Source organism: Algirhabdus cladophorae (assembly GCF_044772865.1).
Taxonomy (GTDB): domain Bacteria; phylum Pseudomonadota; class Alphaproteobacteria; order Rhodobacterales; family Rhodobacteraceae; genus Algirhabdus; species Algirhabdus cladophorae.
Map to the genome: position 1 here is coordinate 3,181,994 of NZ_CP173029.1, position 22,169 is coordinate 3,204,162.

Sequence of the window (22,169 nt, forward strand, 5' to 3'; positions counted from 1 at the left end):
AAAAAATTTCCGAACGTTTCCGTGCCGCAAACGATCCTCGCGAAAACCTTGGTATTGTCCGCGAGATGTCCCATTCCTGCCCAATTTGGCGACAATACAGATCCTCGAACAAGATTGTAGTTGAGGTAAAGAATGGATCGCCTGACCGAAATGGAAGCCTTCGCCACCGTGGTGGATCAAGGTGGATTTACAGACGCCGCCAAGAAGATGGGGATCTCAAAATCCGCTGTCTCCAAGCACGTCTCATCGCTGGAAGCACGTTTGGGCGCTCGGCTTTTGAACCGGACCACACGACGGGTCAGCCCTACCGAAATTGGCCTTGCATATTATGACCGCGCCCGCCGTGTTCTCAACGATGCAGGCGAAGCGGATGCACTGGTCACATCGATGCAATCAGCGCCCTCTGGCCTGTTGCGGATCTCCGTTGCGACCGATTTTGGCGTCAATCACCTGTCACCTGTTTTGGGTGAGTTCCTGACGGAATTCCCCGACATCACAGTCAACATGGTCCTCAACAACCGGTACGTTGAACTCATCTCCGAAGGCTTTGATATGGCCGTGCGCATCGGTGAGCTAGAGGATAGCACCCTGCGGGCCCGAAAACTGACCGAGACAACAAAGCGCATGATCGCCAGCCCAGCCTATTTTGAACAATATGGCCGCCCTGAAAAGATCGACGATCTGAACGAACACAAGCTGCTGCATTATTCCAACCAATCCAGCGGCAATGTTTGGAAACTGACAGCACCCTCCGGTGAAAAGCGTCAAGTGCGCACCGCTGGCTGGCTTTCGGTGAACGATGGTCAATCCCTCTTGAACGCCGCGCAATCCGGCCTTGGCATCGCCTATTTGCCAAGTTTCCTCTACGCTGACGCCCTCGAAAAAGGGTTGGTTGAGGAAGCCATGCCAGACCTGCCGGTTGAAAAACAAGGCATCTACGCCGTCTATCCGCCGGGCCGGTTCACCCAGCCCAAAGTGCGTGCCTTTATCGATTTCTTGGTCCACAGCTTTGCCGATAAAGGCCCAGAAGCGTGGTAACCAAACTCTGAACAATTCCTCCCTGAGTTGTAACCAAACTGGCCTGTGAGCATGCTCGCAGGCCTTTTTTCTGTTCAGACGGCCCAGAAATACCGGACGGTATGGAAAAACAACGGGGCTGCAAAAATCACGCTGTCCAACCGGTCCACAAAGCCGCCATGGCCCGGCACCAAATGCCCCCAGTCTTTGACCCCGCGGTCGCGTTTGATGGCCGTCATCACCATGTGGCCCCCCAACCCGCTAAGGCACAAAACCAGTGACACAAGGAATGCTTGCCATGGCGCAAACGGGGTGATCCACCACAACAGCGTGCCCAGCAATAGCGCGCTGACAAAGCCGCCTGTAACGCCTTCCCAGGTTTTGCTGGCCTCAATATGCGGCACCACTTTGCGCCGCCCAACGAGCTTGGCAAAAAGGTAGTGCATCAGATCGTTGATTTGTACGACAGCCACCAAATAGACGATCAGCAACACGTTGCCGCCTTCAAATCCGGGGATGTCTAACAATAGCAAAGCAGGCACATGGGAGGCGCAAAAAACGCAAATCATCAGGGCCCATTGGGTCTCGGCCACACGGATCAAAAAATCTTGGGTCGCCCCCCGCAGCACGGACACAACTGGCAAAATCAGGAAGGCGTAGACAGGGATAAAGATCGAATAGAGGCCATACCAATCGATCCACAAAAGGTAATACTGGAAAGGCAAAACGAACACAAAGGCCAGCAGTAGCGCATAGTGATCAGCCCGCTTCTTTGTGGTCAGCGTCAAAAATTCACGCAAAGCCGCAAAGGAAAGAGCGAGAAAAAGCAAAATAACACCGGTATGACCAACCAAAGAGGCCAGCCAAAACACAATCACCATCCCCCACCAAACGACCAGTGTGGCGTTGATGGTTTCGACCACATCGTTGGACCCATCCGGCGCAAACTGTTCGCGGACAAGGGCAGTGATTAGCGACAAGGCGATCAAAATCGCAATCACGCTGCCCAAAATAGGATAAAGCGCGGTCATGCCTCTGCCTCCGATCCGGGTTTCAGGGCCAAAAGGGCCTCAGACGCGCGGCTCAGAAAGACATCGCGCTCCTCATCAGGTTGCAAGTGCAACGGGGCCCCAAAGGTCACGGTACAGATCAAAGGGATCGGAATGACTTCGCCGCGCGGCATAACAGAGTTCAGGTTTTCCAACCACACGGGCACCAGATCAACATCCGGGCGGTGCGTCGCCAAATGGAACAAGCCCGTCTTGAACGGCAGCAACGCATCAGGCCCTTCGTTGCGGCGACCTTCGGGAAAAATAATCAGCGATGCGTCCTCGTCCAAGGCCGCAACCATCTTGGCCATAGGATCATCCGTGCGCACATCCGCACGTCGGTCAATGGTCACTGCGTTAAAGACATCGGTGATGACAAAGCCGCGCAGCTTTGATTTGAACCAATAGTCAGCAGCCGCCACAGGCCGGGTCTGGCGACGCATGCGCGGCGGTAGTGCTGTCCAGATCAAAACGAAATCAGCATTACTGGTGTGATTGGCAAAATACACACGTTTTGCGGGAACAGGCTCAATCCCCAGCCAAAGCCCCCGCACAGCCGTCAGAAACCGTGCGAACAAAACGATCGCATTGCCTACAATAAACCCAGCAAACCGCCGAAAAATCGCCATGCCACCCCTCCCAAGGCTGCGCTCAGCATGACTTCCCGGGCTGGGCACGTCAATCAGGGCATCCTCTACGGCTTCTTCTTTGACAAAATATCCTTGGGCAGGTGCGGCACGCGGCCGGGGCAACGCCCCCAAACGCCGTTACTGAATAGAGGTCACAATGACTTCGACGCGCCGGTTTGCCTCGCGTCCCTCAGGCGTCAGGTTCGTGGCAACGGGCGACAAATATCCCATGCCTTGTGCATCCAATTGACGACGCGGCACCCCAAACTCGGCGACCAGCCGTTCCAAAACAGAGGCTGCACGCTGTTTCGACAAAGCTATGTTGCCGTCCAAAGCACCTTGGCTGTCCGTATGTCCCACCAAAGCAATTTTGCGATCCGGGTATTGGGCCAGATAATCCGCAAGATCCTGCAAAGACGCATAACTGCCCTCAGCCAATTGCGACGACCCTGTCTGGAACGCAAGATCCGCCAGTTCGGTAAACCCTACCGTGTCCAAAGCCTCGGCAATCGATCCAGCCACTTTGGGCCGTTCTGCACGCACGACGTCCGCCTCAGCGGTCCCAAGGTTCACGGCATTCAGCCCAACAGAGGTAATTTGCACATGCCCCGCAAGGCCAGATGTGCTGACCATCAAGCTGATAGCCCCGTCGGCATTTTGGGCCGCAAGATAGCGAAAATCGCCCAAATCCACATGCATATCCGGCTCGGAAATCACATCTTGGGCAAACCTGAAATCAAAACCACCGCAGGTTTGAGTGTCGCATTCAAAGACCACACCGTAGTCTTGCGCGATCAATTGCGTGCGCAGTGGATCAAGGATCTGTAGTGTGGTCAGGCCTTGGGCGTCAATGCGCCACGCTTGCTGGACTAAGGGGCCCGTGATCGGCGTCACTGGAGCCTCGGACGGGGTAAACGGCCCAACGGCCAGTAAAAAATCTGCGTTGGTCGAGGTTCGTTCTGTCGTCAACACAGCGTTCGCCGGCAGATCCAAAATGCCGCCCAGCGCCAATCCAGCGCCGGCAAACCATGCAAGCGCAGATCGCCATATCCACATTTTAACGGTGTTGCCCATGATAATCGTCATTGGGCTGCATCGCAGTGGCCGAAGCCACGCGGTTGGTCATATTGAAAAAGCCTGCAACATTCACAATGTCCCAAATATCGCGATCCCCAAAGCCATGATCCCGCAGCCCCTGACGATCTGCCTCGGTGATTTTATGGCTGGCCACAGTGACGCTCTCAGCAAATTCGAGCATGGCCATAGTCCGGGCATCCAGATCAGCCGCACGAAAATTCATTACCATTAATTCACCCAGCTTTGGATCACCGGACAATTCGCGCACAGCTGCCCCATGGGCAGTGAGGCAATAAAAACACTTGTTTACTGAACTGACGACCACTGCAATCATCTCGCGTTCCAGTTTGGTCAATCCCGATCCCGCCAGCATCAGATCATTGTAAAGGGCCGTGAACGCGTTCAGTTTATCGACATCAAAGGCATAGGCCTGAAGGACATTTGGGATCATTCCCAGTTTATCCTGACACACATCGAAATATTTTTGCGTGGCCTCAGGCAAAGGATCGACCGTGGGTAGGTCAAGGGCAGTGACAGATTTGGTCATCATATTGGTCCTAAGGTTCAGTGCGATAATGGTACCCGCCCACAGCCTGCATTCCAAGCCCACGGTACAGCCTATTCGCACCCTCGTTGGCAGTGGTGACCAAAACGGCCAGATCCGTGGCCCCCTGTGATCGGGCCCAATGGGCCGCAGAATACATCAGATCGCGGCCCAAACCGTGGCGGCGCAAGCGCGCAAGGACCTCCAACGCGTGTAGCATGGCGATGCCATCCTTGAGGGCGACAAAAGCCGTGCCTCCCGGGCTGTCTTTGGCCCGACCGAACAGCGCCGTTTTGGGCGTTGCAGCGCGGTCCATAACGGCCACACGCTCTGGTCCGATACCGCCTGCTTGCCAAATATCCAAACACACAGCCAGCGGCGGCCACATGGCAAACCCAGCCATACGCGGGGGTTTGGGCCACTCGCACCTGTCCAGCCCGACTGAATACAACGTGACAGGATCCTTGATGACCAAACCCTGCCCAGCAAGAGCAGTGTCCAAATCATCTTGGCCCTGCTGCACCATAAAGATCGGCGTTTGATCCATATCCCGCATCGCATCGCAAGCAGCTTTGATATCTGCCACTGTCGCTTCGGTCTGCAAGGTGGCTGCTGACACCCGCGATCCGCCCCCTGCGCCCCGCCGCAAAGTCCATGGACCATTGCGGTGAAACGCGGCTGCAGGCCAAGTTGCATCAATCGCGGCATAAAGGGTTTGCGCTGACGGGCTGCTCACGCAAAGGCCTCAGACAGTTCCGCGATGGCAGTGGCAACAGCGCCTTCATCAGTCCCTCGGATCACAATATTTGCGCCATAAACGCCGTCCTTTTGGAAAGGATAACTGCCCATGGACAGATCGGGATATTTTTGCGCCAACACGCCTAATGGCCCTGCAATATCTCCTTCGCCACGCACAATCCGCAAGGTCTGCGAGATCAATGGCTGGCCACCAGTGAGCGTGGGCATCATGCTGGCCACCATCGCTTGGAACACCGACGGCACACCGGCCATGACATGCACGTTTTCCATTTTGAACCCTGGTGCCACAGACACCGGATTATCAATCAACGTGGCCTTGGACGGGATCCGCGCCATGCGCAAACGGGCCGCGTTCAACTCGGTTCCTGCCTTTTCATAGTGTGCCGCCAATAAAGCGCGTGCATCGTCACGTATATCAATCGTGTCGCCAAAAGCCTCGGCGATACAATCTGCCGTAATATCATCATGGGTGGGTCCAATCCCGCCGGATGTGACAACCGTGTCAAACCCCTCGGACAAGGCCCGCACAGCAGCCACAATCGCAGACGCATCATCTGACACCACGCGCACTTCCTTCAGGTCAATCCCCGCCTTCGTAAGTTCGCCCGCCAGATAATACATGTTGGCATCGCGGGTGCGGCCCGACAGGATCTCGTCCCCGATCACAAGCATCGCTGCAGTTGGGTTTGGCATTCTTTGCTCCTTGAGGCTTTTCTTCACTTGGGTATAGGTCGGGGTTATGCGCTTTCAAACCCCCCTTATTCCCGGCACCCTCATCCGACGCTACATGCGGTTTTTATCCGAGGTCGAACTAGAGACCGGAGACGTGGTGCGCGCCCACTGCCCCAATCCCGGTTCCATGTTGGGGATGAAGGACGCAGGTCTGCGGGTCTGGCTGGAACCCAATGATGATCCCAAGAAAAAGCTGAACTATGGCTGGCGTTTGATCGAATATCCCGACGGTACATGGGCCGGCATCGACACAAGCCTGCCCAATAAGCTGGTCAAAACAGCCCTCGCCGATAAAGCTATCCCAGAACTAGCAGCCTATCCCAGCATCAAACCCGAACAGAAATACGGCCAAAACAGCCGCGTTGATTTTTTGTTGCAAGGTCCAGATCTGCCCGATGCCTATGTCGAGGTGAAATCTGTAACCCTGTCTCGCAAAACCGGCCTTGCTGAATTTCCTGACAGTGTCACCGATCGGGGCGCCAAACATTTGGCCGAACTGGCGCAAGTGGCAGCAGCCGGTCATCGCGCCATCCTGTTCTACGTGGTGCAACGCACGGGCTGCACTCATGTGCAAGTGGCCAGCGACATTGATCCTGCCTATGCCTCCGCCTATGCCGCCGCGCGCCAAGCCGGGGTCGAGGTGATCGCTTACGCCACTCAAATCGACCAATTCGGCGTGAGTTTGACCCACCCCCTAGAACATTTGGACCCGCTGGCCTAAATAAGCGACAGAACGCAAGGAAACACAGCATGTCATCCACAGGTCGCATCACCAAAGACGGTATACGCATCTACGAGCCCAGCGATTTCGATGGCATGGCCAAGGCCGGTCAATTGGCCGCTGAAATTCTGGATGCCGTGATCCCTCATGTGGTTCCCGGGCAAACAACCGCCGCTATCGACGCCATGATCCAAAAGATGTGCGAAGACGCTGGCGCCACCTCTGCGACCATCGGCTACAAAGGCTATCAACATGCCAGCTGTATCTCGATCAATCATGTGGTCTGCCACGGCATCCCCGGCGACAAAAAGCTCAAGGATGGCGACATCGTCAACATCGATGTGACCGTGATCGTTGATGGCTGGTATGGCGACACCAGCCGCATGTTTGTGGCCGGTAAGCTCTCGCGCAAGGCCGAGCGTTTGATCGAAGTCACCCATGATGCGCTGTTTATCGGGATCGAACAGGTCAAACCGGGCAACACCTTTGGCGATATCGGTCATGCGATCCAGAAATATGCCGAAAGCCACCGCATGAGTGTCGTACGCGACTTTTGCGGACATGGCTTGGGCCAAGTGTTTCACGCGCCGCCCAACGTGTTGCACTACGGGCGCGCGGGCACCGGCGCCGTGTTGGAAGAAGGCATGTTTTTCACCATCGAACCTATGGTCAATCTGGGACGTCCCGAAACCAAAGTTCTGGCTGACGACTGGACCGCAGTGACCCGCGATAAATCCTTGTCGGCACAGTTTGAACACTCGGTCGGGGTCACCGCAGACGGCGTGCAGATTTTTACCCTCTCTCCCGCTGGGAAATTCCACCCGACCTACAGCCAAGGGTAAACTGACAAAAAGTTTCCCCCAACGCGCTTAAGTTTCGGAAAATACTTCTTTTTTCCCCAAATACTCAAATCCCGCGGCTCAAAACAATTGCGAATGATTTGCAACTGGAGCAGGGTCCCCCTATCTAACCCCCACCGCAGATGCGGTCTTCTGAAACCATCATATAAGGAGGCTGAACCGTTGAAATATTCCACCAAATCGGCAGCCCTCGCCGCCCTTATGGGCCTTTTCGCAACCGCCAGCATGGCCCAAGAGGTGACGTTGAAGTTCCAGCACTTCGTCTCGCCCAAGTCGGCCAATCCAACGCATTTCATGCAGCCTTGGGCCGACAAAGTCATGGCCGACAGCAATGGCCGCATCAAGGTCGAGCTTTACCCGTTTATGCAATTGGGCGGCAAAGCCCCTAGTCAATATGACTTGATCCGCGATGGAGCGGTTGATGGCGGCTGGGTCATTCCCGGCTACCAACCCGGTCGCTTCCCCGAAGCCGAGGCGCTTGAGTTGCCCTTCATGACCCCAAAGCGCGGCGAAGAAGCCAGTTCAGCCGCATGGGAATACACCCAAAAACACCTAATGGATGACTTTGCCGATGTGCATTTGATCGCCGCCCACATGCACGGCCCCGGTATCGTACACAAGAAAGGCGCTGCGCTGACCACTGCCGCCGATCTGGATGGTCTGAAACTGCGCGGCCCATCCCGTCCCGCAACTCTATTGCTGAAAAAACTGGGGGCCACCCCCGTTGGTATGCCCGTCCCCGCCTTTCCCGAGGCTTTGGCCAAAGGCGTGCTCGATGGCGGCGTGATCACATGGGAAATGTCGCCCTCGCTCAAGCTCAACGAACTGACCGATAGCCACACCGATGTGGCCGGTGATGAGGCGCTCTATAACCTCTATTTCATCTGGGCGATGAACAAAGACAGTTACAACAACATGCCCGATGATCTAAAGGCCGTGATCGATGCAAACTCAGGTCTGATGGCCAGCGCATGGGCCGGTCGCGCCCATGATCTGGGCGACGTGACAGGCCGCGCCGCAATGCAGGCCGATGGCAACGAAATCGCCACCCTGTCATTAACCGAAACTGACCAGATCAAGGCCCTCGGGGCCGAGGTCACAGCAGACTGGATCGCCGAGATGACCGCCAAAGGTCTGAACGGCGCAGCCCTCGTCCAAGACGCGCAAGACGCGATGGCCACCTTCAAAGGCACAGGAAAACCTCTGAACTAGCGCGAATGAAAAATGTAATGAAACCCGTCCCGTCAGGGGCGGGTTTTGCTATTTGGAACTCCCGTCCTTGGCATCCCTGGCGTCCTCGCAAGCCCACCACTGGTGCAAAAACACGGTGCTCCCATTCCAAGGGCTGATCACGTCATAGATAAACACCGGCGGCGTTTGCCGCGGCAGACGGGGTGTTTTGGTGGTCGTCGCTTTCTCAAAGGAAAACACCAGACCGCTGGGCATCGTCACGCTTGTCATAGCCCCACTGTGGCGCAACCGGATCAAACCTGTCCAGTCTCTGGCCCCAAGCCCTCCAAGAAAGTGATCTGCGTATCGCCGTATTTCCGGCTTTCCAGCACATCAAATCCGTCCATAGTCTCAACCGATTGGCTGTCTTCAAACACCACAAAAGCGCCCGCAGTGATCCAGCCTTGTGCCACCGCGTGTACCAAGGCTTTCTGCCCCAAGCCTTTGCCATAAGGTGGGTCCAAAAATACCAAATCAGCCGGCGCACCCTCACATTTTGGCAACCTCAGTGCATCGCAACGCACCAAATCCGCCTGCCCCTGCACCCGGCACTTCTTGATATTCTGTGCAATCAGGCTTTGGGCTTTGCGCCCATCATCCACAAACGTTACATGTTCTGCCCCACGCGAGAGCGCCTCTAACCCCAATGCACCGGTGCCCGCAAACAAATCCAAAACATGGGCGCCTTCAACAGGATCGCCAAACCGCCCGCCCTGCAGCACATTAAACAAAGTCTCTCGCACCCGGTCCGTGGTGGGGCGCAGATGCGCCCCTGCATCTCCTTTGCCAACACTGGCCAAGACCAGCCCCCGAAACGTACCGCCAATTATCCTCACGGGCGCAAAAGGTCCTTCATCTCGGTCGCGGGATCCGCGATTGCGGCAGGGTTGGGCGAGCGCCCCGCCTCGATCAATCGTTTGCCCACCATATAACCGCGCGGATCATTCATCGCGTCAACCGCCAGCAAATCATCTCCCTGATAATACCAATGGGATCGTTGCAGGCTCTCGCCTTCGCGCACCACGATCCGGTCATAGCCGATGTTCAGCCCTGCAATCTGCAATTTGACATCATACTGATCCGACCAAAACCACGGTTTCGGCTGGTAAGCGACCTCGGCCCCTAGCATGTTCCGCGCCACGACTTCGGCCTGATCTATCGCATTGGGCACAGATTCAATGCGTAACTCTGTGCCCTTGAAATGACAGGTCGCACAATCGCCTGCCGCCCAAATCGCAGGATCCGACGTCCGTCCAAATACATCTGTGGAAATCCCGTTGTCCACCCGCAGCCCCGCAGCCTCAGCTAGGGCCACATCAGGCCGGATCCCGACACCAACAATAGCAAAATCAATGTCCAACGCTGTACCATCGGACAACTCAGCCCCGCTCACATGATCGTCGCCCGTCAGTGCCTTCAACCCAACGCCTTCGCGAATATCCACACCTCGTTCCGTATGCAGGGTGCGGAAATAATCCGACGTTTCAGAGCAGGCCACACGTTGCAGGATCCGGTCCGCCATTTCGACCAAAACAACATCAACCCCACTTTTGGCACAGACCGCTGCCGCCTCCAGCCCGATGTAGCCACCGCCAATGATCAGAGCACGCTTTCCCCCAACCACATAGGGCGCCATGGCATCTGCATCGCTGAGATCGCGCACACAAAACACGCCGCCCAAATCACCACCTATAGCCGCTGGCAATCGGTTCGGCTGTGATCCTGTGGTCAGCGCCAATTGATCATAGGGCACAACCTCATCGCCCAAGGACACGGTCTTGGCCACTGGATCAATGGCGGAAACAGAACGCGACATGCGCAGATCAATCTTTTGATCCGCATAAAATTCTGCAGGTCGCAAATACAGCCTCTCTTCTGCCATCTCGCCCAGCAAATATGCCTTCGACAAAGGGGGGCGTTGATAGGGCGGCACGGGCTCGGCCCCGATCAACGTTAGATCCCCGTCAAACCCTTCCGAACGGAGTTTTGCAACCAAACTGGATCCCGCCTGTCCTGCTCCAATCACAACTATATGCGCCATATCTGCCCTTCCCGTCTGGTCGTTGCCTGCGCCAAAGCCTATATCTGCATTCAAGTGCAACACAATCACCAAAAGGGACAGACACCATGACAATCGCACAAGGCGACACACTGCCCAGCGCCACGTTTACCCAGATGGGTGAAAACGGCCCCGAGGCGGTCGACCTCGACAGTCTCACCAAGGACCGCAAGGTCGTTATCTTTGCCGTACCAGGCGCATTCACCCCCACCTGCCATTCCGCCCATGTGCCCAGCTTTATGCGGACTAAGGATCAGTTTATGGCCAAAGGCGTGGATCAGATTATCTGCGTCTCGGTCAATGACCCGTTCGTGTTGGACCATTGGGGTCAAAGTACCGGCGCGACTGAGGCGGGCATCACGATGTTGGCGGATGCTGAAAGCACCTTCACCACAGCGATTGGTATGAATTTTGATGCCCCCCCCGCCGGCCTTGTCGCGCGCTCCAAACGCTATGCGATGGTCGTTGAAAACGGCGTGGTGACCACACTGAACCTCGAGGAAAGCCCCGGAACCTGCGAAATCTCAGCAGGGGAAACCCTGCTCGACAGCCTCTAGGTTTCTTTAGTCCCGAAATACCTAAAACGGGGCGATGCCGCAGGCACCGCCCCCCCATCGGATTGCTTTAGCAATTCGAAACAAAATCAACAGCCGGATTGATTTAGCAATTCGTTATGACACGGGCGGTCGGATTGCGTTAGCAATTCGAAATCCATGCTAAATCGCGTCCAGCCTTTGGGCCAAGTCCACATCCAGTTCCGTCACCCCGCCAGCAGAATGGGTGGTCAAGCGTACTGTTACCTCCCCATAGACATTCGACCACTCGGGATGATGATCCATCTTTTCCGCCCAGAACGCAGCCTGTGTCATCCACGCAAAGGCTTCTCTAAAATTCGAAAACCGAAAGGTCTTGGTGATCGCTGTCGGATCACTTTCATAGTCCCATCCGTTGACGCCAAGACGCGGCAAAAGAGCGGCACGATCCGCATGACCCAAAACGGTTTTCATTCCTGCTCCTCCACATCGATCTTCTTGAACGGGCCATAGCTGGTGAGCGCTTCAATCTCTCCATCCACGGCATCGCGCTCGGCCTCCAAATACCGCTCAATGGCTTCAGAAAATCCAGAATCTCCCACCCAATGTAGCGAATGGGTGGTCACCGGCAAATACCCACGCGCCAATTTGTGGGACCCTTGCGCCCCTGCTTCAACGCGCGACAATCCGTGTTCAATCGCAAACTCAATCGCGCGATAATAACACAGCTCAAAATGCAAACAGGGGTGGTCTTCTATACACCCCCAATACCGCCCATAAAGCGCATCGCGGCCAATGAAATTCAACGCCCCAGCCACATAGCGCCCATCAATCTGCGCCAAAACCAAAAGCATATCATCGCGCAAAACGTCCTGCGCCCGATCAAAGAACGAGCGTGTTAAATATGGCGTGCCCCATTTGCGCGCGCCAGTGTCTTGATAAAACACCCAAAACGCATCCCAATGCTCAGGCAATATCTGTGCGCCCGTCAGCATCAAAATCTCACCACCAAAACCATTGGCTGTTGCACGTTCTTTGCGGATATTTTTGCGCTTGCGTGAGGACAGTTCGGCCAAAAAAGCATCAAAATCGGCGTAGCCTTCATTAAACCAGTGAAACTGTTGCGAACTGCGCGGCATCAGGCCCATGGCGGCCCCGGCTGCGGCCTCATCTTCGGTGCAAAAGGTTATATGCAGTGACGACAGTTGGTTGTCAGACGCGATTTGAACTGCTCCCTGCACCAAAGCCGATGCGCCCAAAACCTCGTGCCCCGGCTTGGTCAAAAATCGCCGTCCTGTGGCAGGTGTATGGGGGACCGCGATTTGTAATTTGGGATAATAGCGCCCGCCTGCCTGTTCATAGGCATGGGCCCAGTTGTGATCAAAGATATACTCGCCCTGCGAATGGCTTTTGGCATACATCGGCGCCACAGCAATAATCTGGCCATTCAGCGTGGCCTGCATATAGCGCGGCTGCCACCCGGTGCCTGCCCCTACAGATCCACTTTCTTCCAACGCCTTGAGAAACCGATAGGTTGTGAATGGATCCTGAGGTCGCCCCGCATCCGGACAGGCGCAGGCATCCCAGTCCTGCGGATCGATATCGCGCAGACTGTTTAGAATAGTAACTTCAACAGTGTCTTGGCTCATGATGCCTCAGTGTCTGACAGGCATAGGACTAGATGTGCCCCGATGGCATAGGTTCAAGCCATGAACCCTTCAAAAGTGATATTATCCGCCACCAGCCGGGCCGTCGTCGCCTGCTCGGCGCTGCGAACGGTCCACGTCAGGATCGGCACGCCATTGGCCTTAAGTCCCGTAAGGGCAGGGTTTTTAAGGTCGTTGCGATCATGCGAGACAAACGAGGCGCCGACCGCTTCAAAATCTGGTATGTCGCGCAGATATCTGCGGGTCTCAAAGGGTAGGATCGGCCAATCCGCTGCCGAATAGCCGCAGGTCACTAGGCCGCGCGGGCGGTGCGGGCACAGTGTCTTGAAAGCATCGACAGAATTGGGGTTGAACGACATAACCGCCGCCGGTCCGGGATAACCGCTCAGGACGCGGGTCACTTCACGTTCCAAGGCACCGACATTGCGGCCCATTGCACCATCTTGATCCTTGATTTCGATCAGCAAAGGCACCTTACCTCTGACGCACTCCAACACGGTTTTCAACGTCGGGATACCCGTAGGGCCACCGACCAGTTTTTGCGCCTCCAGCTGTTGGGTCGAACATTGGGCGATCGGCCCTTTTATTCCGGCCAAACGCGCCAGATCATAATCGTGAAACACCATTGGCACGCCGTCAGCACTGGGTTGGATGTCCAGTTCTATACCGTATCCGGCGGATATCGCGGCCTCAAAGGCCTCAAGGGAGTTTTCCGGCCGACCGTCGGTTACATCGTGCAACCCACGATGCGCCAAAGGCCGCGCAAGAAAATCACTGGTCAGTCTCATTTGACCTCAAAGATGCCTTCAATCTCGACTGCCACACCCAAAGGCAAAGCCGCTGCGGAAACAGCCGCGCGCGAATGTTTTCCGGCCTCGCCCAAGGCCGCCACAAGAAAGTCAGAGGCCCCGTTGATCACTTTGGGCTGATCGGTGAAATCGCCCGTTGAATTGACGAAACCCGTCAGTTTGACCACGCGCACAAGCCGATCCAAATCGCCATCACAAGCGGCTTTGACTTGCGCCAAAAGGGCAATGGCGCAGGTCTTTGCAGCATCTGCACCGTCTTCGACACTCATGTTGTCGCCCAGTTTTCCGGTGATGAACCCGTCTGGTCCTGCGGAAATCTGACCCGAGACAAAAACCAGATCGCCAGATTGTACGTAGGGCACATAATTGGCGGCGGGGGCCGGTGCATCGGGCAGGCTGACGCCCAGTTCGGCCAGTTTTGCTTCGAAACCACTCATGGCGTTCTCCTCTTGGGGCTGTGTTATGTCTCGCGGAAGGCTTTGTTGAAATAATCCATCAGCGGTTTGATCAAATAGCCCAAGGGCGTGCGATCATCCGTGCGCAAATAGGTCTCAACTGGCATTCCAGGGATCAGGGTAGTGCCTTCAGGCAGGCGTTCAAACTCGCCGGGGTTCATGATGACTTCGGCGCGATAAAAAGGGATTTGCGTTGCTTCGTTTTGGAACGCATCCGCCGAGACCTTGGTCACTTTGCCGAATACTTCTGGTGTTTGGCGGGCATCCAGTGCGGAAAAACGCAATGTCACATCCTGACCGGGAAACACCTGATCGATGTGCACAGGTTCGACCTGTGCTGCAATCACCAAGGGGCGGTCCTGCGGGATCAAGAACAGAACCGGATCAGCCGGACGAATAACCGAGCGCGGCGTGAAGACCTGCATGTTGTACACGATGCCCGAGACCGGTGCAGTAATCTGGAGGCGGTCCAACTGTTCGATCTGCGAGCGACGTTGTTCCACCAATTCCAGTTCGCGGTATTGCAAATCGCGCAGGCGCGTGATGGCGTCTTCGCGTTTGCGTGTGCCCAGCTTGAGGATCTCAATATCGATTTCTGTGATACGCCCTTCGGATTGAGCGATACCGGCTGTCAGTTCACCCATACGACCGGCAAGTGAGGCCTCTTCACGCTGCAACCCCAGCACCCGCGCAATCGGGGCCAAACCCTTGTCCAACAATTCCTGCTGGCTTTCGAGTTCCTGCCGGATCAATTCAAACTGCGTGCCCATGGCATCTTGTTGGGCTTTGATGCCTGTGATCTGGTCGGCGATCTGCTGCCGGCGCTTTTCCAGTTGCTCGGTTTCTTTTTCGATGGACTGGATCCGTGCGCGGAACAGACGTTCTTGCCCGGCCATTAGGCTATCGGCCTCTGCGCTATAAGACGCAGCTTCAATCAGGTCGGGATCAAAAGTAATCTCCGTCAAATCATCGCGCTCGGCTTCCAGCCGCCCACGGCGCGACATCAATTCAAAAAGCTGACCTTCGGTGATCGCCTTTTGTGAGGCCAAAAGCGTGTCATCAAGATTGATCAAAGCCGCACCTGCCGCCACTGTATCGCCCTCTTGGACCAGAATTTCGGCAACCACTCCGCCATCAGGGTGTTGCACAACTTGGCGGTTTTGTTCGACTTCGATCTGACCGGTCGCAATAACCGCGCCGGAAATATTGGTCATCACCGACCATGTGCCAAAGCCACCGACCAAGGCCACAAGCCCCAGCAAACCAAAAATCAGATGGCCCTTTGCAGACCACGGGTTCTTTTCACTCATGTGACACCTCCGGGTTTTTTGCCGCCTTGGATCTGGGCGTGATTCTGTGTGACTTCTTTCAGCACATCTTCTTTAGGCCCAAACGCACGCTTTGCCCCCCCTTCCAGCATCAACAATAGTTCACATTCGTGAATGGCTGAAGGACGGTGTGCCATAATCAAAACCGCCCCACCTGCGGATTTGGTGGCGCGGATCGCTTCGTTCAACGCTTCCGAGCCTTCGTTGTCGAGGTTCGAGTTCGGCTCGTCCAGAACCAAAATCACCGGATCACCATACATCGCACGAGCCAAACCAATGCGCTGGATTTGCCCCCCGGACAGGCGCCCGCCATTGGCGGACACTCGGGTGTTATAGCCGTCAGGCAGTTTAACGATCATATCATGGGCCGCAGCTTTGCGGGCCGCTTCGATAACTTTGGCATCATCAGGTTCCAACGCCAAACGAGCGATATTTTCGGCAATCGTCCCTTCAAAGAGCTGCACACGCTGGGGCAAATAGCCAATGTGACTGCCAAGGACGTCTGGATCATATTGTTCCAATGTCGCCCCATCCAGACGGATCTTGCCGCCTGCGGCACGCCACACCCCAGTGATCGCGCGGGCCAAGGTCGACTTACCCGCACCGGACGGACCAATCACACCACAGGCCTGTCCCGGTCCAACGGCAAAATCTACCATCCGCAAGGCGGCTTGCTGTTCACCCGGCGGCACAACTGTCGCCCCTTGGACCTGCAGTTTGGCTGCTGGTTTGGGCAAGGCAGTGCGCGGTTGTTCCTCGGGGACTTCGGACAAAAGTTCGGTCAGGTTCGACCACCCTTTGGTGGCGCGTTGCACCACCGCCCATTGTCCGATCAACTGTTCAATCGGAGCCAAGGCGCGGCCCAACAGGATCGAACCTGCAATCATCGCCCCTGGCGTCAATTCGTTTTGCAACACCAGATAGGCCCCCAGACCCAACATGGCAGATTGCAGGAACAACCGCAGTGTTTTGGTCATGGAACTAAAGGTACCAGCCACATCAGACGATGTGATGGTTTCTTTCAATGATTTGTCGCGAGCGCCCTGCCAGCGGGTGAAGGCCGCGCCGCGCATGCCCAGCGATTGCACCATCTCACTTTCGCTGCGCAATTGCTCGCCCATCATCTCGGCTTGCATTGTGGCCGCGTTGGCGGCCAGAACCGGCTTGCGGCTGAAAAACTGATTGAGCAGGGTGATGAACACCAAGACCGTGCCGCCCCCAATGGCCAACATGCCCAACCAAGGATGGAACAGGGCAATGCCCGCCAAAAAGAACGGCGTCCAAGGGATGTCAAAAAACGAGGTCAGCGCCGGCGAAATCATAAAGCGCTGAACGCTTTCAAGATCGCGCAGCCCTGTGGCCGCTGTGCCGCCAGTTTGGCCAGCAGCAGATTTGCGCATCACAGCCGAAAACACACGCCGGTCCAGCCGGTTTTGGAAGCGTGCGCCCACGCGGGCCATAATCCGCCCACGCGTGTAATCCAAAACACCCATGACACCATACAAAAACGCCACAAGGATCGACAGCGCGATCAGCGTTTCCTCGGACCGGCTGCCCAAAACTCGGTCATAGACCTGCAGCATGTAAATCGGGCCGGTTAGCATCAACAGGTTGGCAAAAAAGCTAAAAATGCCCACCATCCAATATAAAGGCCGGCTTTCCTTGCGGACGTTGCGCAGTTCTTCTTGGCCGCGTTCTAACTGTGGCGTTGCCATTCTTTTTGTCTTCCCGATATTGTGATGCCTGCGTCGCTCAGGCTATTAAAGCTATATGTCAAATTATTGGCATAATACCCTGTCGCTGATTTGCCACAACCTGTGATTGGTCCTATCATTAGGGTGGGCTTTCGGCTCCGAATGACTATGTGCCGACATACTAAGTTTAAAGTTGGATTTCCAATGCTGATTGTTGCCAAGTTTTATTTGAATCGCTTTTTCAAGCAAGGCGTGCTTTTGGGGGCACTGGCCCTGACGGCGGCCTGCGCTACGACCGACAACACACCAGACGGGTTCGATGACCCCTACGAGGTGACCAACCGCAAGGTTCACAACTTTAATCGTGGCCTTGATCGGGTTTTGATTAAACCGGCCTCAAACGCATATGGCGTGGCTGTGCCGGACCCGGTGAAACAGGGTGTCAGCAACTTTGCCTCTAACGCCAGCCTGCCGCAAAAGTTTGTGAACAATCTGATGCAGGGCGATATTGAAGGCGCTGGCACGAACTTTTTCCGCTTTGCGGCGAACACTGTGTTTGGCTTTGCGGGGTTGTTGGATCCAGCATCCGATATGGGTGTCTATCAAGAGGACACCAATTTTGGCGAAACCCTTGCGGTTTGGGGTGTCCAAGAAGGGGCATATCTAGAATTGCCATTTTTCGGCCCATCGACCCAGCGTGATGCAACGGGCAAGCTGGTAGATCTGTTCACCAACCCCCTCAGCCATCAATTGGGCGACCCCGAGCGCTACTTTCCGCCGACCGCCAATGTGGCCGCACGGTTTGGTGATAGGTATCGTTACACCAGCACAATCGACTCGATCTTATATGATAGTGCCGACAGCTACGCCCAGACCCGTCTGGTCTATTTGCAAAACAGCCGCTTTGAACTGGGCGCACCAACGGATGACACGACTGACCCCTATGAGGACCCATATGACTCGCTTTACGAATAATTCCGTTTCCCGCCGCTTCTTTGGCATGGGTGTTGCCGCGTCTGCCGTGGCCGCCGTTTTGCCAAAACCTGCTTTTGCCCTGACTGCCGCGAGTGCAGAAAAACTGATCAACCAATTGGTGGGCCAGATCAACAGCGTCATCAACTCAGGCAAATCCGAACGGGCCATGTATGGCGAGTTTGAAAAGATTTTTGCGCGCTACGCAGATGTGCCCACAATTGCGCGCTATGCCCTTGGCGCTGATGCGCGGTCGGCCTCGGCCGCACAAATGCGCGCCTTCACCGCTGCGTTCCAAGGCTACATCAGCCGTAAATATGGTCGCCGGTTTCGTGAATTTATCGGCGGTCGGATCGAAGTAAAATCCACGGCCAAGGTCAAAAGCTTTTTTGAGGTCAAGACCACGGCGTTCCTACGCGGCGAGTCCCCCTTTGAAGTGACCTTCCTTGTCTCGAACCGCTCGGGCAAGGATCTGTTCTTTAATATGTTTATTGAGGGCATCAATCTACTGCTGACCGAACGCACCGAAATCGGCGCGATGCTGGACCGTCGCAAAGGCAATTTGGACGCCCTCATCAACGATCTGAAATCAGCCTAGCCCGACTTCATTGCCTGCAAAGTGGCGTCCAGCGTTTGGACGGCGCCAGTTTGCAGGTATTCCATCGCCCGCAGCGCGGCCTCATGGGCCGCAACACTGCTGCCGCCCACGCAATCTTCGATCACACGGAAAAAATAGTCGGACTGGTGACCGTCGACAAAGGTGTAGTGCACACAAACATCCGTCAGCCCACCCACCATGATCAAGGTATCCACTTTGAGACCCTTCAACAGGATCTCGAAATCTGTGCCAAAGAACGCCGAATAGCGGCGCTTGCGGATCAGGTGATCTGAGGGGCGAAAATCCATCTCGGCCACGGCGATATCCGTGGCGGGATTGTCCTCAAGGCAATGCACGTCCTCATCCCCGTCCAATTCGCGACCGAAATCGACCATGCTGGGATGATGCACTTCTTGGATAAAAATCACAGGAATGGCTGCGGCACGGGCTGCATCAATGGCCACACGCGCCTTTAACATCCGGTCTTTGTAACCGGGCATATTGTCGATAGACCGCTCAACGCTGTCATCGATAAACGTGCTGGCCTGAATATCGATCACGATCAGGGCCGCTTGGCCTTCGATCAAAGACCGCGCAATTTTTGAAGCATTGGCCACACTCAGTTCCCTTGCAAAATGTCGCCCAAGATACGGAAAAGCAGCCGTTCCGCCGTATCGCGCTGATTGCCTTGACGCCCTTGCGATCCTTGGCTGCCCTGTCGTCCTTGAGTATTGGCCCGGTTCTGCACAACCGGTTCTTGGACCACAGGTTTGGGCGGGATAATCATCGGCAGGTCCGTGGCGGGCTGGCCTTGATGCACGCGCGTCATTGTCTCGTGCCAGATATCAGCGGGCAAACCGCCCCCGGTTACACCCCGTAGCGGCGTGTTGTCATCATAACCCATCCAGACACCCGCCACGTAATCAGCCGTAAAGCCAATAAACCAAGCGTCTCGCGCGGCTTGGGTCGTGCCTGTTTTGCCAGCGGCCTGACGGTCGTCCAGCTTCGCGCGCCCGCCTGTGCCGGCCTCAACCACTTGGTGCATCATATAGACCAACTCGCCTGCGGCTTTGGGCGTAATCACCCGTTCGCCGATGCCGCCGCCTGCGCCCATGAGAGCCTCGCTATCACCTTGCAAGCGTAACTCAACCAACCCGTAAGGCGTCACGGATGAGCCGCCGTTCAAAATGCCAGCATAGGCCCCGGTCATTTCGATCAGAGTGCTTTCGGACGCACCCAGCGCCAAGGCAGGCCCATCGGCCAGATCATTGGCGATGCCAAACCCTTCGGCAACTGTGCGAACATTCGCGCGGCCCACGTCCTCGGACAGGCGCACTGCGGGGATGTTCAGGCTTTCGGCAAGGGCCTGTGTCAGGGACACGTCGCCCTCAAATTCCTCGGTGTAGTTCTTGGGGCACCATTCGCCAGATCCCGGGATGTTCAGGCACAAAGGCGCATCCAAAACCAAATCATTGGGCCCGCGGCCCAAATCCAGTGCTGCAGCATAAACAAACGGTTTGAACGCCGATCCGGTTTGACGTTTCGCTTGGGTGGCACGGTTAAATGCGCCGGACACTTTGGTGGCGCGCCCGCCAACCATGCCCCGCACAGCCCCGTCAGACGACATCACCACAATGGCAGCCTCGGCTTTGGATCCCTCACGGACTTTGTTCTCGAAAATATAGGCCAGCGCCTCTTCGGCGGCTGTTTGAATGCGCGGATCCAGCGTGGTGCGGATAATCACATCCTCTGTGGTGTTGCGGGTGAAAAACTCTGGCCCCGACTGCATCACCCAATCCGCAAAATACCCCCCAGCACGGGCTGTGGCCGCAGGGCTGAGTTGTGCAGGGTTGTCGCGTGCGTTTTGCGCGGCAGAGGCAGACAGATATCCCTGCGCCTCCATAAGATCGATGACGACGCCCGCGCGGTTTTGCGAGCGTTGCAAATTATTCGTCGGCGCATAAGTCGACGGTGCCACCAATAGACCCGCCAGCATGGCAGCCTCTGCAGGTGACACCTCAGCGGCAGATTTGCCAAAATACCGCTGGCTGGCGGCCTCGTAGCCGCGCGCACCCGCGCCCAAAAAGGCGCGGTTGAGGTAAATGGTCAGCACTTCGTCCTTGGTGTACTTGACCTCCATCGCCAGAGCGTAAACCGCTTCTTTGATTTTGCGCCATAGCGTGCCGCGCCGACATTCGGTTTCGTATTGGGCCTCGGTCAGGCCCGCGGCGGGATCAAAGGGTTGACCAAGACACAGCAGTTTGGCCGTTTGTTGCGTGATGGTCGATCCACCGTGCCCCGACAGTGGTCCCCGTCCTTCGCGCAGGTTGATGCGAACCGCACTGGCCACACCGCGCGGGCTGATCCCGATGTGGCGGTAGAACCGTTTGTCTTCAATCGCGATAACCGCGTTCTTGAGGTGTGAGGACACAGTGTTGGCCGTGACGATGCCGCCAAACTGATCACCGCGCCAAGCAAAAACCTCGGCATCGCGATCCAGCAACGTCACCGATCCTTTGGCACGCCCATCGACCAAAGCCGTGGCCTCGGGCAGGGTCATCGCAAAATAACCCACGGCACAGGCAATCAGCAAAAACACCACAGCTGCACTGCGCCATGTCAAACGCCAGATCAGGCGCAGCACAAATCGCACGCAGCGCACTACAAACCCAATGATGCCCCCACGGGCTGCCTTTTTGCGCACTTTGGGCTTGGGTTTTTTGCGTGACACAGACTTTGGGGCCGCTGCAGGCTTGGTCCCATAGCGTTTGTCCGCCACCAAAGGGCGTCGTGTTGTTGGCTTTTTACTCATCTGCTCGGCCTTAAGCCTGATTGTTTTTTCAACCCTAGCCTATCCAATCTGAATTGTTGAGGGAGAAGAACCGCAATTTTTCCCTTTTCCAAAGAGTCTATTTTTTAAGCAAGTGCGCCTAAAAGTTCATTTTTGAGGCACTTGCGGCACCAAATAGTTAAGATTCCCCAGTCGATTTCTTGTTTCTACGCCATTCACACGCCCCTTTCAGGTCACTGGTTTGCCCTGGGCGGACTCGTGCCGAATTTGAACTGCTGGGAAATCTGAAGGGAACTGACGTGAAACTGATTATAGCAGCGATTAAACCGTTCAAGCTGGAGGAAGTGCGTGAAGCGCTGACCTCAATTGGCGTGCGCGGAATGATGGTGACAGAAATCAAGGGCTTTGGCTCGCAATCGGGCCACACGGAAATATACCGTGGTGCCGAATATGCAGTGAACTTTGTCCCAAAAGTTAAACTCGAAATCGTCGTGAGCGCGGCCATGGCCGATCAGGTCGTCGAGACCATCGCGACAACAGCCAAGACCGATAAAATCGGCGACGGCAAAATCTTTGTGCTGGATGTTGAAAGTGCCGTTCGCGTGCGCACCGGCGAAACAAACGACGAAGCGCTGTAAGCGAACT

The 22,169-nt window shown here is 55.9% G+C and carries 24 protein-coding genes; 8 read left to right on the forward strand and 16 right to left on the reverse strand.

Annotated features, from left to right (window positions below):
• Positions 1-132: 132 nt before the first annotated feature.
• Positions 133-1,038, forward strand: a complete 906-nt coding sequence (locus ACIRQ6_RS15415; protein ID WP_420861486.1) for a LysR family transcriptional regulator — start codon at positions 133-135, stop codon at positions 1,036-1,038.
• A 74-nt stretch (positions 1,039-1,112) separates the two neighbouring features.
• Here the strand turns inward: ACIRQ6_RS15415 and ACIRQ6_RS15420 are convergent, their stop codons facing one another.
• The 6 genes from ACIRQ6_RS15420 to ACIRQ6_RS15445 form a co-directional block, all read right to left on the reverse strand.
• Positions 1,113-2,048, reverse strand: a complete 936-nt coding sequence (locus tag ACIRQ6_RS15420) for a phosphatidate cytidylyltransferase (protein ID WP_420861487.1) — start codon at positions 2,046-2,048, stop codon at positions 1,113-1,115.
• Positions 2,045-2,695, reverse strand: a complete 651-nt coding sequence (locus ACIRQ6_RS15425; RefSeq protein WP_420861488.1) for a lysophospholipid acyltransferase family protein — start codon at positions 2,693-2,695, stop codon at positions 2,045-2,047. The genes ACIRQ6_RS15420 and ACIRQ6_RS15425 overlap by 4 nt, the downstream gene beginning before the upstream one ends.
• A gap of 138 nt (positions 2,696-2,833) precedes the next feature.
• Positions 2,834-3,781: an OmpA family protein gene (locus tag ACIRQ6_RS15430; RefSeq protein WP_420861489.1), complete on the reverse strand. Its 948-nt coding sequence runs from the start codon at positions 3,779-3,781 to the stop codon at positions 2,834-2,836.
• Positions 3,753-4,319 (reverse strand): peroxidase-related enzyme, encoded by a 567-nt coding sequence (locus ACIRQ6_RS15435; protein WP_420863921.1) that lies wholly within the window; start codon positions 4,317-4,319, stop codon positions 3,753-3,755. The genes ACIRQ6_RS15430 and ACIRQ6_RS15435 overlap by 29 nt, the downstream gene beginning before the upstream one ends.
• A gap of 10 nt (positions 4,320-4,329) precedes the next feature.
• Positions 4,330-5,052 carry a GNAT family N-acetyltransferase gene (locus ACIRQ6_RS15440; protein ID WP_420861490.1) on the reverse strand — a complete coding sequence of 241 codons (723 nt, stop codon included), beginning with the start codon at positions 5,050-5,052 and terminating at the stop codon, positions 4,330-4,332.
• The gene (locus ACIRQ6_RS15445) at positions 5,049-5,768 is read right to left on the reverse strand and encodes a competence/damage-inducible protein A (protein WP_420861491.1); all 720 of its coding nucleotides are present in this window, start codon (positions 5,766-5,768) and stop codon (positions 5,049-5,051) included. Before ACIRQ6_RS15445 ends, ACIRQ6_RS15440 begins: the two co-directional genes overlap by 4 nt.
• Positions 5,769-5,814: 46 nt before the next feature.
• Between ACIRQ6_RS15445 and sfsA the strand changes: the two genes are divergently transcribed.
• The 3 genes from sfsA (at position 5,815) to ACIRQ6_RS15460 (ending at position 8,600) form a co-directional block, all read left to right on the forward strand.
• Positions 5,815-6,528 carry a DNA/RNA nuclease SfsA gene (gene sfsA, locus ACIRQ6_RS15450; protein WP_420861492.1) on the forward strand — a complete coding sequence of 238 codons (714 nt, stop codon included), beginning with the start codon at positions 5,815-5,817 and terminating at the stop codon, positions 6,526-6,528.
• A gap of 29 nt (positions 6,529-6,557) precedes the next feature.
• Positions 6,558-7,370 carry a type I methionyl aminopeptidase gene (gene map / locus ACIRQ6_RS15455; protein ID WP_420861493.1) on the forward strand — a complete coding sequence of 271 codons (813 nt, stop codon included), beginning with the start codon at positions 6,558-6,560 and terminating at the stop codon, positions 7,368-7,370.
• A 180-nt stretch (positions 7,371-7,550) separates the two neighbouring features.
• Complete coding sequence (locus ACIRQ6_RS15460) at positions 7,551-8,600, forward strand: TRAP transporter substrate-binding protein (RefSeq protein ID WP_420861494.1); 1,050 nt, start codon at positions 7,551-7,553, stop codon at positions 8,598-8,600.
• A gap of 272 nt (positions 8,601-8,872) precedes the next feature.
• On the opposite strand, the gene rsmD is transcribed toward ACIRQ6_RS15460, so the two are convergent.
• The gene (gene rsmD, locus ACIRQ6_RS15465) at positions 8,873-9,454 is read right to left on the reverse strand and encodes a 16S rRNA (guanine(966)-N(2))-methyltransferase RsmD (RefSeq protein ID WP_420861495.1); all 582 of its coding nucleotides are present in this window, start codon (positions 9,452-9,454) and stop codon (positions 8,873-8,875) included.
• Positions 9,451-10,659, reverse strand: a complete 1,209-nt coding sequence (locus ACIRQ6_RS15470) for an NAD(P)/FAD-dependent oxidoreductase (RefSeq protein WP_420861496.1) — start codon at positions 10,657-10,659, stop codon at positions 9,451-9,453. The genes rsmD and ACIRQ6_RS15470 overlap by 4 nt, the downstream gene beginning before the upstream one ends.
• A gap of 86 nt (positions 10,660-10,745) precedes the next feature.
• Here ACIRQ6_RS15470 and ACIRQ6_RS15475 point away from each other — a divergent pair, with 86 nt between their 5' ends.
• Positions 10,746-11,234 (forward strand): peroxiredoxin, encoded by a 489-nt coding sequence (locus ACIRQ6_RS15475; RefSeq protein WP_420861497.1) that lies wholly within the window; start codon positions 10,746-10,748, stop codon positions 11,232-11,234.
• 159 nt (positions 11,235-11,393) lie between these two features.
• Here the strand turns inward: ACIRQ6_RS15475 and ACIRQ6_RS15480 are convergent, their stop codons facing one another.
• The 6 genes from ACIRQ6_RS15480 to ACIRQ6_RS15505 are packed head-to-tail and all read right to left on the reverse strand — an operon-like array spanning position 11,394 to position 17,184.
• The gene (locus ACIRQ6_RS15480; protein WP_420861498.1) at positions 11,394-11,684 is read right to left on the reverse strand and encodes a 4a-hydroxytetrahydrobiopterin dehydratase; all 291 of its coding nucleotides are present in this window, start codon (positions 11,682-11,684) and stop codon (positions 11,394-11,396) included.
• Positions 11,681-12,859, reverse strand: a complete 1,179-nt coding sequence (locus ACIRQ6_RS15485) for a GNAT family N-acetyltransferase (RefSeq protein WP_420861499.1) — start codon at positions 12,857-12,859, stop codon at positions 11,681-11,683. The genes ACIRQ6_RS15480 and ACIRQ6_RS15485 overlap by 4 nt, the downstream gene beginning before the upstream one ends.
• 53 nt (positions 12,860-12,912) lie before the next feature.
• Positions 12,913-13,665 carry a glycerophosphodiester phosphodiesterase family protein gene (locus tag ACIRQ6_RS15490; protein WP_420861500.1) on the reverse strand — a complete coding sequence of 251 codons (753 nt, stop codon included), beginning with the start codon at positions 13,663-13,665 and terminating at the stop codon, positions 12,913-12,915.
• Complete coding sequence (locus ACIRQ6_RS15495; protein WP_420861501.1) at positions 13,662-14,123, reverse strand: RidA family protein; 462 nt, start codon at positions 14,121-14,123, stop codon at positions 13,662-13,664. Before ACIRQ6_RS15495 ends, ACIRQ6_RS15490 begins: the two co-directional genes overlap by 4 nt.
• Positions 14,124-14,146: 23 nt before the next feature.
• Complete coding sequence (locus tag ACIRQ6_RS15500) at positions 14,147-15,451, reverse strand: HlyD family type I secretion periplasmic adaptor subunit (protein WP_420861502.1); 1,305 nt, start codon at positions 15,449-15,451, stop codon at positions 14,147-14,149.
• Entirely contained in the window at positions 15,448-17,184 is a 1,737-nt protein-coding gene (locus ACIRQ6_RS15505; RefSeq protein WP_420861503.1) for a type I secretion system permease/ATPase, read from the reverse strand. Before ACIRQ6_RS15505 ends, ACIRQ6_RS15500 begins: the two co-directional genes overlap by 4 nt.
• A 183-nt stretch (positions 17,185-17,367) precedes the next feature.
• On the opposite strand from ACIRQ6_RS15505, the gene ACIRQ6_RS15510 reads away from it, so the two are divergent.
• Complete coding sequence (locus ACIRQ6_RS15510; RefSeq protein WP_420861504.1) at positions 17,368-18,138, forward strand: VacJ family lipoprotein; 771 nt, start codon at positions 17,368-17,370, stop codon at positions 18,136-18,138.
• Positions 18,119-18,733 carry an MlaC/ttg2D family ABC transporter substrate-binding protein gene (locus ACIRQ6_RS15515; protein WP_420861505.1) on the forward strand — a complete coding sequence of 205 codons (615 nt, stop codon included), beginning with the start codon at positions 18,119-18,121 and terminating at the stop codon, positions 18,731-18,733. The genes ACIRQ6_RS15510 and ACIRQ6_RS15515 overlap by 20 nt, the downstream gene beginning before the upstream one ends.
• On the opposite strand, the gene ACIRQ6_RS15520 is transcribed toward ACIRQ6_RS15515, so the two are convergent.
• Both ACIRQ6_RS15520 and ACIRQ6_RS15525 read right to left on the reverse strand, forming a co-directional pair.
• Entirely contained in the window at positions 18,730-19,350 is a 621-nt protein-coding gene (locus tag ACIRQ6_RS15520) for a cysteine hydrolase family protein (RefSeq protein ID WP_420861506.1), read from the reverse strand. The two genes, ACIRQ6_RS15515 and ACIRQ6_RS15520, sit on opposite strands and share 4 nt — an antisense overlap.
• 2 nt (positions 19,351-19,352) lie before the next feature.
• The gene (locus ACIRQ6_RS15525) at positions 19,353-21,545 is read right to left on the reverse strand and encodes a transglycosylase domain-containing protein (RefSeq protein WP_420861507.1); all 2,193 of its coding nucleotides are present in this window, start codon (positions 21,543-21,545) and stop codon (positions 19,353-19,355) included.
• 278 nt (positions 21,546-21,823) lie between these two features.
• On the opposite strand from ACIRQ6_RS15525, the gene ACIRQ6_RS15530 reads away from it, so the two are divergent.
• Positions 21,824-22,162, forward strand: coding sequence for a P-II family nitrogen regulator (locus ACIRQ6_RS15530; RefSeq protein WP_420861508.1), 339 nt, complete (start codon positions 21,824-21,826; stop codon positions 22,160-22,162).
• Positions 22,163-22,169: the final 7 nt, after the last annotated feature.

What these genes read in the sequence shown, in the direction of transcription:
- ACIRQ6_RS15495 (WP_420861501.1), bottom strand. Translation starts at nt 14,123, where the DNA reads ATGAGTGGTTTCGAAGCAAAACTGGCCGAACTGGGCGTCAGCCTGCCC.
- ACIRQ6_RS15445 (WP_420861491.1), bottom strand. Translation starts at nt 5,768, where the DNA reads ATGCCAAACCCAACTGCAGCGATGCTTGTGATCGGGGACGAGATCCTG.
- ACIRQ6_RS15435 (WP_420863921.1), bottom strand. Translation starts at nt 4,319, where the DNA reads ATGACCAAATCTGTCACTGCCCTTGACCTACCCACGGTCGATCCTTTG.
- ACIRQ6_RS15485 (WP_420861499.1), bottom strand. Translation starts at nt 12,859, where the DNA reads ATGAGCCAAGACACTGTTGAAGTTACTATTCTAAACAGTCTGCGCGAT.
- ACIRQ6_RS15415 (WP_420861486.1), top strand. Translation starts at nt 133, where the DNA reads ATGGATCGCCTGACCGAAATGGAAGCCTTCGCCACCGTGGTGGATCAA.
- ACIRQ6_RS15480 (WP_420861498.1), bottom strand. Translation starts at nt 11,684, where the DNA reads ATGAAAACCGTTTTGGGTCATGCGGATCGTGCCGCTCTTTTGCCGCGT.
- ACIRQ6_RS15515 (WP_420861505.1), top strand. Translation starts at nt 18,119, where the DNA reads ATGACTCGCTTTACGAATAATTCCGTTTCCCGCCGCTTCTTTGGCATG.
- ACIRQ6_RS15430 (WP_420861489.1), bottom strand. Translation starts at nt 3,781, where the DNA reads ATGACGATTATCATGGGCAACACCGTTAAAATGTGGATATGGCGATCT.
- ACIRQ6_RS15470 (WP_420861496.1), bottom strand. Translation starts at nt 10,659, where the DNA reads ATGGCGCATATAGTTGTGATTGGAGCAGGACAGGCGGGATCCAGTTTG.
- ACIRQ6_RS15475 (WP_420861497.1), top strand. Translation starts at nt 10,746, where the DNA reads ATGACAATCGCACAAGGCGACACACTGCCCAGCGCCACGTTTACCCAG.
- ACIRQ6_RS15525 (WP_420861507.1), bottom strand. Translation starts at nt 21,545, where the DNA reads ATGAGTAAAAAGCCAACAACACGACGCCCTTTGGTGGCGGACAAACGC.
- ACIRQ6_RS15505 (WP_420861503.1), bottom strand. Translation starts at nt 17,184, where the DNA reads ATGGCAACGCCACAGTTAGAACGCGGCCAAGAAGAACTGCGCAACGTC.
- ACIRQ6_RS15490 (WP_420861500.1), bottom strand. Translation starts at nt 13,665, where the DNA reads ATGAGACTGACCAGTGATTTTCTTGCGCGGCCTTTGGCGCATCGTGGG.
- ACIRQ6_RS15420 (WP_420861487.1), bottom strand. Translation starts at nt 2,048, where the DNA reads ATGACCGCGCTTTATCCTATTTTGGGCAGCGTGATTGCGATTTTGATC.
- ACIRQ6_RS15510 (WP_420861504.1), top strand. Translation starts at nt 17,368, where the DNA reads ATGCTGATTGTTGCCAAGTTTTATTTGAATCGCTTTTTCAAGCAAGGC.
- ACIRQ6_RS15500 (WP_420861502.1), bottom strand. Translation starts at nt 15,451, where the DNA reads ATGAGTGAAAAGAACCCGTGGTCTGCAAAGGGCCATCTGATTTTTGGT.
- map (WP_420861493.1), top strand. Translation starts at nt 6,558, where the DNA reads ATGTCATCCACAGGTCGCATCACCAAAGACGGTATACGCATCTACGAG.
- ACIRQ6_RS15425 (WP_420861488.1), bottom strand. Translation starts at nt 2,695, where the DNA reads ATGGCGATTTTTCGGCGGTTTGCTGGGTTTATTGTAGGCAATGCGATC.
- sfsA (WP_420861492.1), top strand. Translation starts at nt 5,815, where the DNA reads ATGCGCTTTCAAACCCCCCTTATTCCCGGCACCCTCATCCGACGCTAC.